The sequence below is a fragment of the Methanobrevibacter sp. genome, from assembly GCF_045603845.1.
GTDB lineage: Archaea > Methanobacteriota > Methanobacteria > Methanobacteriales > Methanobacteriaceae > Methanocatella.
Genome location: NZ_JAZUMY010000051.1, coordinates 26,254 through 39,075, shown reverse-complemented (window position 1 = coordinate 39,075; position 12,822 = coordinate 26,254). Strand labels below are relative to the sequence as shown.

Here is a 12,822-nt window from a genome sequence, read left to right as displayed (position 1 = left end):
TTTCGGCAAGTCCAAAAATATCAAATCAATGTTGTCTTCATCAATTCCATCCTTAATGCTTTGGTTTTTAACTTCAATGTTGGTTATTCCAAAGTTGTCAATGTTCTTTTTGGCAACTTCGGCAAAATCTTCCCTTATTTCTTAGCTGAAAACCTGTCCTTCAGGACCGACCACAATACCAAAATTGAGCGCAATAGCTCCAGCGCCTGTTCCTGCATCAACGACACGACATCCTGCTCCCAAACCAGTATGGGCAAGAACCTGTCCAATATCCTTTTTAATTAAAATTGAACATCTGCGGTCCATTATGTCAATGAAATCATTGATGTTAGGTTTCATGATTTTAAATGTGTGGTCAAGATGGCTTTTAACCTCATCACCAATTTCGGCCTCATCCAAAACTTCGGATTTAATAATTCCCAAATCGCTTTGAAATTCCTGACCCGGTTTTAAAACATATTTCTTTCCACGCTCATCTAAAATCATCTTCATAATATACACCTAATTTTCAAGTTCTGCCAATCTTTTTACCCTTTTTAAGGAATCTGGGTGAGTGGACAATAATTCCATAGCCCCATTTTTTCTAGAAATTTTAACATCGGAGTTTGCAAGCCTTCTTAACTCCTCATCAGATATTCTTCCATCACCATCAAAGTCTATTTGCTGGAAGTCATGAATGTCATGTTTCGCATTGTTAATGTCATTTACAAAAAATGCCCTGTTTGTATTTAAATCATCAATTGTTTGTTTGTCACATCTTGCTGCACCATAAGACAACTTATATAATGCAGACACCAGTGCTGCCGGACGGTTGCCGAACTCAACACTTGCTTCATCAGCATAATATTCCCTTGTTCTTGAAATGAACAATACCAATAGCTGACCGATTAAATAAAACAAATATCCTACAATTCCAATAATGATTGTTAAGCCATTATCGCGGTCTCCTGAAAACATGAATGACAATGCGATATAATAACAAATCATCGGAATAACGCTTACAGCTGAAGTTACTATCATGTCATTATGTTTGATGTGGCCCATTTCATGACCAAGCACTGCCTTTAGCTCATCACGGTCAAGCAATCCCAAGATAGGCCTTGTAATTGCAATGTGTCCACTTCTGGATGATCTTCCATAAGCAAACGCATTCGGAATATTAATTTCGGAAATGCAAACTTCCGGTTTCGGAACTCCTGCAGCCTGAGCCAATTCTTCAACCATCTGGTGAATATTAGGGGCTTCAGCTTCACTTAAAGGCCTCACATTCATAGAACGTTTAACAAGTGAAGGGCCAAACCAGTACTGTAAGAACACAATCACTAAACTAGCAATCATGAAAAAGCTCCATGAACTAATTCCAATATACATTCCAGCAAGCATTACAAGGAAATAAACGATTGTAAACATTATAATCATTGTAAGCCACATTCTCAATTTAAGTTTCCATGTGCCTCTCATAAGTTATCACCTTTACTTAATTATTTTATATTGGTATTTAAAAATTTAATGGAAAATATTATATACATTAAAGTAAATAATATATTACAAAATGTAAAGTTATCTTTGCATTTAAGAAAATATTTATTTAAAACAAAAGAGGTGTAAAAATGAAAAAAATCATTATAATATCTTTTTCATTGATTTTATTGATGTTTTTAAGTATTTCATCAACATTTGCATTAGACAATCAAACATCAATCGAAAATGATATTAATACTCAAATTGATGATAATACAATAAATATCGAAGAAATCGAAAATAATACAATTAATGAAAACCAAAACGAAAAAATATCAATATATATACAACCAACTCCTAATCAATACAAAAACGAAAAAATATCAATAAACGACATGAACAATCCAAATCCAACCCAATACAAAAACGAAAAAATATCAATATATGACATGAACAATCCAAATTTAAATTTTACAAAATCCGATATGAAAATAACATATTTTTCTAATATTCTTACAAATATTCAACAAGGAACTCAATTTAAAGTAATATTAAAAACACCTTATTTGGATTCAAATAATAACGTTATTAATACATATGGAATTCCATTATCCAATAAAAACATAACATTTACAGTAAATGGAAATAACTATGTTAGAACAACAGATGCCAACGGAATTGCAAAACTAAACATAAACCTAAACCCAGGACAATATACAATTTATTATACTTTCGCTGGAAGTGGAAGTTATCAATCTTGTTCAGAATCCACATTGATTAATGTATTAATGAAAAATATTATCATTAATCCAATAAATTTAAATCTCAAAACAGGAACCGGTTTTATGGTAAAAGTAACGGATGAATATGGAAATCCGGTGAAAAATCAAAATATATATTTTAAAATAAATAATGTTGAATATCCAAGAACTACAAATTCAAGTGGTATAGCAAAATTAAACATAAATTTTAATCAAGGATCATATGCAATTGATGTTGGATTTTACACAAATAATATGTATAATACAGTTAATCCACACACATATACCATTAATGTATTTAATTCAAATAATAATCAATACTGCATTAATAGTTTAAGTAATTACATAATACAGGGAAATACATACCAAATTCGTTTAACAGACATTAATAACAATAATTTAGCAAATAAAAATGTATATTTCTGCATAAATTCTGTTAAATACACAAAACAAACTGATAATAATGGAATTGCAAGTATAACAATAAATTTAAACCCTAATAATTATATTATTAGTACAAGTTATGGAACTTCAACATCACAAATTTCAAGTTACGAAATGATAACTGTTTCATCAGGTCCGATGAATATGCAATATTCACCTTCAGATTATAACAAAAGCTCTTACATCACCACACATACAGATTATCAATGTTTAGATAATAATTTCATACAAACATTATCTAATAACTTAACAAATGGATTAACTAATGAATTAGAAAAAGCTGTGGTTATACATAATTATGTTTTCCAATTAAATTATAAATATAACATTAATGGATTAAATAATGCATATAATTAAGCATTATTAAATAAAGCTAATTGTTATGATCAAACGAACTTATTAATGGCCTTAGCTAAATCATCCGGATTAGCTATTAGAGCAGTGACTGGAATATCCTCAGTGAACAATGCTACTGGACATGCATGGGCACAATTTTTAATAAATGATAATTGGATTGTTTCTGATCCAACAAATACTGATAAACTTGGTTCATGGAGTTCTAGTTATAATGGAGATTATTATACACAATATAAATATTGGAGAGCATTAGATAAAGAAATTTATGTAATAGAATAATAATTTTTATATAATTAATATAATTATATAAATAAATTTTTTAAAGAGGTGAAAATAATGGAAAAACTAAAACTAGGAATACTAGCAATAGCTGTTATTATGCTAATTGGTGGAAGTTATGCAGTATATATTGGAAATAATGTTTCTAATGATCAAATTACAGATTTTTCATCCGATATTAGCACAATAAATCCAAATACTGAACCAAACAACCAATTCATATTAGAAGATAGTAAAATAGTAACAACTGACTTAATGGCAGCAAATGCACTTGAAGAAACATATAAACAAATACCTGGGACAAAACTTCAAATAGACAATACTATGAATTATACTGATTTATACACCCAATGCCCAATATGTGGAGGTTATATTGCTTTAGGAGAAGTTACTAAAACATTACCTGAAGGCGCTATATGTCCAGATGCATGTGGAGCAATAGAAAGTACCTTAACTGAAGGATCATTCATTAAATATAATTATGAAGAAGCATATGCTTTATGGGAAATATATGGAGATCGTCAACCTGAAGTAAGTAGTCCTGAAATAAATACTGCACAAGATACTATTGAACCTACAGATTATTCAAATAGCATCAATACAGCAGACGTAACTGAAGAACCTGTATACAGTATTTTAGAATATAACACCGCATAAAGATAAGATTAATTTCTTATCTTTATTTTATTTTTTAATCAAAATCCATCTCAAAATTGAATTTTAGAAAAAATTGCAATAATGTTATTTTAATCCAATCTTTTTTGTTAGATTTATAAAAATCTATTTATCAACTTTATTTATTATAAATGGAGACAAATAAAGTATAATTTGCATAATATAATATTTGAAGTAATGTTTGAATATTACTTTTCAACCGCTACCACAAATTAATTATTAATTGACTAACATATATTTTAACATTACGAAATCATGGTGATTTAATGAGTGGACCTTGGGTAGAAAAATATAGACCACAAAGCCTAGATGACATTGTAGGCCAAGAACATATTATAAACAGACTTAAAAAGTATGTTGGCGAAGAAAGCATGCCAAACTTAATGTTTACAGGACCTGCCGGTGTTGGAAAAACCACAACTGCACTGGCATTAGTTAAATCAATTCTCGGAGAATACTGGAGGCAGAACTTTTTGGAACTGAACGCTTCAGACGCAAGGGGAATTGACACAGTAAGAAACGACATCAAGAATTTCTGTAGATTGAAACCTATGGGTGCTCCGTTCAGAATAATATTTTTGGATGAAGTGGACAACATGACAAAAGACGCCCAACATGCTTTGAGACGTGAAATGGAAATGTATACGAAAACCGCATCATTCATCCTATCTTGTAATTATTCCTCAAAAATCATTGATCCGATTCAGTCAAGATGTGCAATTTTCAGATTTGCGCCTCTTAAAGGAGAAGAGGTTATTGAAAGGTTGAAATTCATCTGTGGAGAAGAAAATTTCGATTATGATGAAAAAGGAATTGAGACAATAGTTTATTATGCTGAAGGAGATATGCGTAAGGCAGTCAATATCCTGCAGGCAACGGCCTCTGAAGGAGAACACATCACAGAAGACAGTGTTTATGACGTTGTTTCAAAATCAAAACCTCAGGACGTTTCCGATATGATTACCAAAGCATTGACCGGAGACTTTATGGGTTCAAGAAAATTATTGCATGAAACAATGGTCCTGCAGGGCACCAGCGGAGAGGATATGGTCTCACAAATCTATCAGGAAGTATCCAGAAGAGTACTTGACGGAAAGATGGATCCTGACTTTTACATTGACGTTATCGAAGCAATAGCCAACTGCGACTTTAGAATAAGAGAAGGTTCAAATCCAAGAATACAGCTTGAAGCCCTTTTAACCAAATTCTTATAGTAAGGTATTCAAATGTTATGGACAGACAAATACCGACCAAAAACCCTAAAAGAGATATTAGGTAACAATAAGGAAAAAAAGATAATTCAGGACTGGGTAAACAATTGGAAAGCCGGCAATCCTCAGCAGCCCCTTCTTTTAGTTGGTCCCCCAGGAATTGGAAAGACAACCTTTGCACAGGCAATCGCTAATGAATTTTCCGAATACATTGAGCTTAATGCGAGTGACAAGCGTTCACAGGACGTTATTAAAAGCACGATTGGCGAGTCTTCATCATCAAGGTCACTTTTCGGAGACGACTATAAACTAATCATAATGGATGAAGTGGACGGTATTCATGGAACCAACGACCGTGGCGGTGTTAGAGCTATTGGTGAGATTATAAAAACATCAAAACATCCTTTAATTTTAATAGCTAATGATTTTTACTCCAAAAGACTTCAGTCAATTAAACCGAAATGTCAAGTCATCAAAATGGCAAAAATCAGAGGCCCGACAATCAACAAGATGCTTAAAAACATTGCCAAACAGGAAGGCATTGAATACGATAAGGAAGCCCTTAAGGAATTATCCAAAAAGGCAAATGGAGACATCCGTTCAGCCATAAATACCTTTCAGGCAATTGCCGACACTTCACATGAGCTGACCATGGAAGATGTTGAAACCGTCACGACAAAGGATGACAGGTCAACAATCATTGACGGAGTGATGGCAACATTGAAAAGCAAGAATCCTAGACATGTAAAGGATGCTTTAAGGGTTGATGAGGACCCTACTCTTGTAATGGAGTATATCGCCGAAAATGTCGCCCGTGAATACACCAATAAAAACGAGCTTAAAAAAGCATATGAAAACTTATCCAATGCAGACCTGTACTTTGGAAGAGCTCAAAGAACAAGAAACTACGGTTATTGGAAATATGCCACTGATTTCATGGGGATTGGCGTAAGCTCTTCAAAAAGAGAAACCTATAAGAAATTCACACCTATTAAAGGCCCTACCGTGTTCACGCTGATGGGACGCAACCGTGGAAAAAGAAACCTGCGTGACGGAATAGCGGAAAAGATGTCTGAAAAGATGCACATTTCAAATACCGTTGCAATTTCAATGTTTCCTTATTTGGAAATAATGTTTCAAAATGACGAGCTTGCCTGGGAAATTTCAGACTTCCTTGATTTGGATAAAGACGAAATAAAACGCTTCAGAAAAAAGGTCATCCCGAAGTCCGTTATCAAGAAAATGGAAAAGCAGAAAGAGGAAATGCGTATTGAAGAGCGTGACAGACGTGCAGAAGAACTTCAAAATCAGATGTTTGCAGGAATTCCTCAGGAGATAGAAGAAGAACCTGTCCGGGATGAGCAGGAATTAATTACACAAGAACCAGAAGAATCATCTGTTGATGAACAGGAGTTGATTTCTCCAGAAGAAGAGACTGAAGAATTGATGATTGAAGAAATGGTTGAAGAAGAAGTTGAAGAAAAACCTAAAGAGAAGAAGAATAAACAAGCATCTTTATTCGACTTCTAATTTTTATTTTTTAATAATATAAAACAAATTTTGCTCTTTTTATTAAAAAAAGTCAACATGACGGCTGTTTTCAATTCTTTCTTTGATTTTTATTTCATTTAGATTATTTGGTCTTTTCATATCTTCTAAAAATTCTTTGGTTTCAATTCCAAATAATGTTGGAGTGGGAGCAATTGGTTTTGCCAAAATATCAAACCTCCATAATATTTTTATTTCATAACTTACTTTCAATATAATCGGATGCTTTAAGTACGTTTTCCCTATATTGTGGCGCCACATCCTCTAAGAAGTTCATAAATGATGATGCCAACTCATCATTATTTTCATTTTTAATTTCTGATTTGCCATCCATTTCCAGAAATGAATTGATCCAATCCAATGGCACGTTAATCAACGGATATATTTCATTTTCATTTTTATCGAATGCTATGCCTTCACCTTTAAAGATTGTGGAAAATATCTGATTGACCTTATCGTCCAAAATGACAGGATTTACAATCAAATCATAATCCCCCTCATTAATTAGCTTAACGCCGTATTTACGGGTGTACGGCTCCAATAGCATATCTACAATGAAATTATCCTTAGGAAGCAAAATTCTTGAATTCGGTTTTATGTCAGAAAGGGATTTTGCCGCTTTGGCGCAAATCTTTTGGAAAAGTGAATTTCTTACAACTTCAATGTTCCCATACTGTTTGGAGAATGTCTCCTGACGTTTTCTTGAAAACTTTGAAAAACGTAAATTGTTAATGTAAAGCTTTTCGGGAGTATACGAAACATATCTTGTATCCACACCGATTATTTTCAAATATTTCAATACGTCCTTTTTTGAATCTGAAAATTCCTCATCGTCACTGGCCAGAGCAGATACATCAAAAATAAAATCCATTTTATAACCCCAAGTATTTCATCAGCGCTTCTTCCATCACATCTATCGGCGCCTTTTTACCAGTCCAAATCTCAAAGCTTTCAGCACCCTGATACAGAAGCATTTTAATTCCATAAACAGGCTTTGCACCAGCTTCAATAGCTTGCCTTAACAGTACTGTTTCATTCGGATTGTAAACTGCATCAAATACCACCAGATCATCATGCATCTGGTCACTTGAAGCGATAGGATCAGCATCCACATTAGGATGCATCCCTACAGGGGTTGTATTAACCAAAATATCGGCATCGTTTAGGTTCATATTATTGATTGAATCACAGGCAACATCATCAATCAGAGATGAATCTGAAATGTCTGAAGCTAATTTCTGAGCCCTTTCAACATTTCTGTTCAATATTGTCAAATTATCGACACCATATTCTGCCAAATAAAATGATATTGCTCTTGAAGCACCTCCTGCACCGGCAACTACGACATTTTTGTTTTTAACAGAAGTCACTTCTTCAATGGCTTTGATAGCACCAATACCATCCGTATTATAACCTTTCAAATCCTTGAAATCAATTGTATTGACCGCACCTATTAATTTTGCAACCTCATCAATCTCATTCAAATGTTTCATTACTTCAATTTTATGAGGTATTGTTACATTAAATCCTTTAATGTTTAATGCTTCAGCCCCTTTAATGGCATTGCCCAAATCTTCGGTATTGACATCAAATGCAGTGTAGACATAATCCATATCCAATTTTTTAAAGGCTGCATTGTGCATCGGCGGCGAAAAACTATGTTCCACAGGATGGCCAATCAATCCAACCACATTTGTACTTCCTTTTATTTCCATATATTAAAATTAGCTACAAAATTATTTAAACTTTAATTTTCAAAAGTTAATATACTATAAAATAGGAGAACTAACATGGAATTCACAAGACCAAGAGGTACTAGAGATTTTTTATTTGAAGAAATGGAAGAGAGAAAAAAAGCAGAAAGTACCTTAAGATATATATTTGAAAATTATGGTTATAGGGAAATTAAAACCCCTTTATTTGAAGAATTAAAACTTTTTACAACAAAATCCGGAGAAGAAATTGTAGACCAGCTATATAATTTTAAAGACAAATCCGATAGGGAACTGACATTAAGGCCGGAAATCACCGCCCCAGTAGCCAGATTATATTTAAATGAACTTGAGAAGACTGCCGTCAAGCCTATCAAACTTTATTATTACGGCAGCTGTTTCAGATACGAAAGACCTCAGAAAGGAAGATTCAGACAATTCTGGCAATTCGGATGTGAACTGATAGGCGCCAAATCCCCTCAAGGCGAAGCTGAAGTCATTGCAATGTGCAGCGATTCAATTGAAGCTTTAGGAATCACCGGTGCTGACGTCAATATCAACCACTTAGGCATTATCCGTGGCCTGTTCAAGCATTTTGAGGTTGATACCAAAACCCAAAGGGAACTGATGGTAGTTATCGATAAGGGCGACAAAGACTTATTGAAAGAATCTTTAAGCGGAGAAAATCCTATTATCTCAAATGATGAGCTGAACCAGATTCTGCTTAAACTGATTGATCTTGTTGGAGACAAAAGCATTCTTGATGAGGTTGAAGAGTTAATCAGAGATTATGAAGAGCCACAGGAGGCATTCAGCCAATTGAAAGAACTTGTTGAGCTATTGGACTCCTTTGATATGGACAACTACACCCTAAACTTAGGCGTTGCAAGAGGTCTTGACTACTATACAGGAATAGTCTTTGAAATTTATGTTGAAGGCCTTGGAGCCCAAAAACAGGTTTGCGGCGGAGGAACATACAGCCTAATCAAGGTATTCGGAGGCCAGGAAGTCGAATCCACAGGTTTCGCACTTGGTTTTGACAGACTGATGAATGCCATTGAAGAGCTGGTTGAAAAACAGGAAGCAAAATCACACCTGGATGTTTATGTTGCACCAATTTCAGCTGACGTCAGATTAAAGGCTTATGAGATAACACAAAACCTAAGAAGAGCAGGTCTGAGATGTGATGTTGACTTGAACAACAAGAAATTCAAAAAGCTCATGAATTATGCTGATAAAATCAAAGTGCCAAAAATGATAATTATAGGTAAAAACGATTTGGAAGAAGGCAAAGTAACCATTAAAGACATGGAAAGCGGAAATCAGGACTTAGTGGAAATTGACAACATCATAACATACCTGAAAGGAGAATAAACAATGAATATCAATTTTAGACATGAAATTAATGGCGTTAAAGTAATTACCGCAGTTGCACAGGACGCTGAAACAGGTGAAATCCTAATGGTAGCCAATATGAACGAAGAGGCATTGCAAAAAACCATTGAAACAGGCAAGGCCCATTACTGGAGCACATCAAGAAACAAGCAATGGCTGAAAGGAGAAAGCTCAGGCCATACTCAGGAAGTGGAAGAGATTCGTGTTGACTGTGATATGGATGCAATCGTTTTAAAAATCAGACAAAACGGTGCTGCCTGTCATGAAGGCTATTATTCATGCTTTTTTAGAAACCTTGAATTGGAAAATTCACCAGATATTAATGATTTGAAAGACGAAGATATAAAAGAAAACCAAGAAAGACTTGTTAACCCCGAAGACGTGTATTAAGATGAAAACAATAATTCCAGATACAAGTGCTGTGATTATTGGAGCTGTTAGCAAACTGTTGGAAGAAGAGGATTTGGATTATCCTGAAATTATTGTTCCAGAAGCTGTTGTCTGCGAACTTGAACATCAGGCAAATGCTAATAGACGTGAAGGCATAAACGGATTGAATGAACTGCAGCACTTACAAGATTTACAATATGAAGGAGAACTTGCAATATCCTTTAAAGGCAGACGTCCTACCAATTATGATATCAAATATGCTAAAAGCGGAGAGATTGATGCCTTAATCAGGGATTTGGCAAGATCAGAATTCGGAACATTATTAACCAACGATAAAGTACAGGCAGAAACCGCCAAGGCACAGGGAATTCCAGTTTACTATTACAAACAGGAATATGTTGAAAAGGACTTGTCAATTGCAAAGTTTTTTGATGAAACGACAATGTCCGTTCATTTAAAGGAAAATGTCGTTCCGATGGCCAAGAAAGGAAAGCCTGGACACATCGATTTTGTAAAACTATCCGATGAGGTTTATAATCACACCAAACTTCAGGAAATTATTGATGAAATCATTGACAAGGCAAGAAGCGATGCTAAAACTTACATGGAATCCGTGAAGGAAGGTTCCATTGTCGTTCAGTCAAGAGAATACAGGATTTCAATTGCCAGACCTCCTTTTTCCGAAGCGATTGAAATAACAGCAGTAAGGCCTGTTGCAAACATTGATTTGGACGAATATCATTTAAGCAGTAAATTAATGGAGAGAATCAACAACAGCGCTGAGGGAATTCTGATTTCAGGATCTCCGGGTGCAGGTAAATCCACATTTGTACAGGCAATAGCCAAATATTATTCCGGAGAGCTGAATAAAATCGTTAAAACAATGGAATCTCCAAGAGACCTTCAGCTTCCTGATGAGATAACCCAATATGCTCCGCTTGAGGGAAGCATGGAAAACACCGCCGATGTGCTGCTTCTGGTGAGACCTGATTATACAATCTACGATGAGCTCAGGAAAAACCATGACTTCAATATCTTTGCGGACATGCGTCTGGCAGGAGTCGGAATGATTGGTGTTGTCCACGCAACAAGACCTATCGATGCAATCCAGAGAATAGCTTCAAGAGTGGAACTCGGTGTCATTCCATCAATTGTTGATACGAGCATTTACATTGAAGACGGAGAAGTCAAAAGCGTCTATGAAACGAAAATGACAGTTAAGGTTCCAAGCGGAATGAAGGAGGCTGACCTTGCAAGGCCTGTCATTGAAGTTCGTGACTTTGAAACCGGCGAGCTTAAAAACGAGATTTACACTTATGGTGAACAGACCATTGTAATGGATTTGGATTTGGTCAAAAACCCGTCAAATGGCAGTTCCAAATCATCAGTTGACATCATTGCCGAAAAAGAGATTTTAAGACAAATCAAGAGGATATTGCCTAAAAAAGCGAAAGTGGATGTTGAAGTAATTTCTCCTGAGAGGGCAAACATCTACATTCCGGAGGATCTGGTTCCTAAAGTCATCGGCAAAAACGGCAAAAGGATAGCTGAAATCGAGGAAAAGATTGGAATTTCACTTGGCGTTGAAGTTATTGAGGACAAATACGAAAGGAATCCTTTTGAAATCGACATTACACACACTAAAAAACAGCTAATTTTAGAGTTAGGCCGTGAAAACGGAAGATCCAACTTTGACATATTGGTTGGAGGAGAATATCTGCTTACAGCAACAACCTCCAAAAAAGGTGAAATAAGAATTAAAAATGGCATTGAATTGTCCGATTTCATAATTGAAGCAATTGAAATGGGATTAGAAATCAGTGCCGTGAGAAAGTGATTGAAATGAAAATCGGTGCATCAACATTAGCAACATTTAATGACAGTTTAGACAGCAGCTTGGAATTTATAGAAGGTTTAGGAATAGAATATGCGGAATTATTGCATCAGTACCCTACCGAAACCTTTGACATGGACATTTTAAACAGCTATGATTTGAAATACACTATACACGCCCCATTTATGGATGTAAACATTGCCGCCTTAGGCTCCAAAAGCCGGGCCGCCTCAATGGAACAAATCAGGGACTCAATTGACCTTGCAACTGAGATTGATGCCAAAGCTGTCGTTGTCCATCCTGGACTGATTCCGTTTCTTGCAAGAGAAATGCCTGAAGAAATCTATAAAGTGGCAGACAACTCAATTAAGGAGCTTGGCAAATACAGTGAGGATTTGGGGGTAAACACCACAATCGAAAATATGCCCGCATTTGAAAACATGATTTATCAGGATATGAAAAAACTGGATGAAACTCTTGTGGAATTTGACATGGGAATGACTTTTGACATCGGCCATGCACACCATTCAGGAATATCTCCGGACGAGACATATTTTGATTCCATTAAACACATACATGCCCACGATAATATGGGTGATGATGACTCACACCTAGCACTTGGTGAGGGCAATATTCAATTAAATGATATCATCAATACTTTTGAGAAGAAAAATTATAATGGCATCTACATGATTGAAGTAAATGATAAAGATTCCATTAAAAAAAGTTTAGAATATCTTAAAAACAACTTCTAG

General features: G+C 35.0%; 12 protein-coding genes and 2 pseudogenes. 9 read left to right on the top strand and 5 right to left on the bottom strand.

Going from position 1 to position 12,822, the window contains the following annotated elements; genetic code table 11:
- Positions 1-492 (bottom strand): annotated as a pseudogene (locus ACKI2W_RS04405) (methyltransferase domain-containing protein); the annotation flags it as partial.
- Between the two features lie 9 nt (positions 493-501).
- Positions 502-1,461: a zinc metalloprotease HtpX gene (locus ACKI2W_RS04400; RefSeq protein ID WP_407379628.1), complete on the bottom strand. Its 960-nt coding sequence runs from the start codon at positions 1,459-1,461 to the stop codon at positions 502-504.
- A gap of 149 nt (positions 1,462-1,610) precedes the next feature.
- Between ACKI2W_RS04400 and ACKI2W_RS04395 the strand changes: the two genes are divergently transcribed.
- The 5 genes and pseudogenes from ACKI2W_RS04395 to ACKI2W_RS04375 all read left to right on the top strand — a co-directional run bounded on the left by ACKI2W_RS04395 (position 1,611) and on the right by ACKI2W_RS04375 (position 6,718).
- The gene (locus ACKI2W_RS04395; protein ID WP_407379626.1) at positions 1,611-3,023 is read left to right on the top strand and encodes a hypothetical protein; all 1,413 of its coding nucleotides are present in this window, start codon (positions 1,611-1,613) and stop codon (positions 3,021-3,023) included.
- A 24-nt stretch (positions 3,024-3,047) separates the two neighbouring features.
- Positions 3,048-3,302, top strand: a pseudogene (locus ACKI2W_RS04390) (transglutaminase domain-containing protein); the annotation flags it as partial.
- A 57-nt stretch (positions 3,303-3,359) separates the two neighbouring features.
- Complete coding sequence (locus ACKI2W_RS04385; RefSeq protein WP_407379624.1) at positions 3,360-3,959, top strand: hypothetical protein; 600 nt, start codon at positions 3,360-3,362, stop codon at positions 3,957-3,959.
- Positions 3,960-4,243: 284 nt separating this feature from the next.
- Positions 4,244-5,191 (top strand): replication factor C small subunit, encoded by a 948-nt coding sequence (locus ACKI2W_RS04380; RefSeq protein ID WP_407379622.1) that lies wholly within the window; start codon positions 4,244-4,246, stop codon positions 5,189-5,191.
- Positions 5,192-5,203: 12 nt separating this feature from the next.
- Positions 5,204-6,718 carry a replication factor C large subunit gene (locus ACKI2W_RS04375; RefSeq protein ID WP_407379620.1) on the top strand — a complete coding sequence of 505 codons (1,515 nt, stop codon included), beginning with the start codon at positions 5,204-5,206 and terminating at the stop codon, positions 6,716-6,718.
- A gap of 42 nt (positions 6,719-6,760) precedes the next feature.
- Here the strand turns inward: ACKI2W_RS04375 and ACKI2W_RS04370 are convergent, their stop codons facing one another.
- Genes ACKI2W_RS04370 through ACKI2W_RS04360 form a run of 3 tightly spaced genes read right to left on the bottom strand, consistent with a single transcriptional unit; the run spans position 6,761 to position 8,451 of the window.
- Entirely contained in the window at positions 6,761-6,904 is a 144-nt protein-coding gene (locus ACKI2W_RS04370; protein WP_407379618.1) for a hypothetical protein, read from the bottom strand.
- A 28-nt stretch (positions 6,905-6,932) separates the two neighbouring features.
- Positions 6,933-7,607, bottom strand: coding sequence for an ATPase (locus ACKI2W_RS04365; RefSeq protein ID WP_407379616.1), 675 nt, complete (start codon positions 7,605-7,607; stop codon positions 6,933-6,935).
- Between the two features lies 1 nt (position 7,608).
- Positions 7,609-8,451 carry a shikimate dehydrogenase gene (locus ACKI2W_RS04360; protein WP_407379614.1) on the bottom strand — a complete coding sequence of 281 codons (843 nt, stop codon included), beginning with the start codon at positions 8,449-8,451 and terminating at the stop codon, positions 7,609-7,611.
- 75 nt (positions 8,452-8,526) lie between these two features.
- Between ACKI2W_RS04360 and hisS the strand changes: the two genes are divergently transcribed.
- From hisS to ACKI2W_RS04340, 4 genes are read left to right on the top strand one after another with little or no spacing between them, the layout of a single operon-like run.
- Positions 8,527-9,822 (top strand): histidine--tRNA ligase, encoded by a 1,296-nt coding sequence (hisS, locus tag ACKI2W_RS04355; protein WP_407379612.1) that lies wholly within the window; start codon positions 8,527-8,529, stop codon positions 9,820-9,822.
- Positions 9,823-9,825: 3 nt separating this feature from the next.
- The gene (hisI, locus tag ACKI2W_RS04350) at positions 9,826-10,233 is read left to right on the top strand and encodes a phosphoribosyl-AMP cyclohydrolase (protein WP_407379610.1); all 408 of its coding nucleotides are present in this window, start codon (positions 9,826-9,828) and stop codon (positions 10,231-10,233) included.
- Between the two features lies 1 nt (position 10,234).
- Positions 10,235-12,070 carry a PINc/VapC family ATPase gene (locus tag ACKI2W_RS04345; protein WP_407379608.1) on the top strand — a complete coding sequence of 612 codons (1,836 nt, stop codon included), beginning with the start codon at positions 10,235-10,237 and terminating at the stop codon, positions 12,068-12,070.
- Between the two features lie 5 nt (positions 12,071-12,075).
- Positions 12,076-12,822, top strand: a complete 747-nt coding sequence (locus tag ACKI2W_RS04340) for a sugar phosphate isomerase/epimerase family protein (RefSeq protein ID WP_407379606.1) — start codon at positions 12,076-12,078, stop codon at positions 12,820-12,822.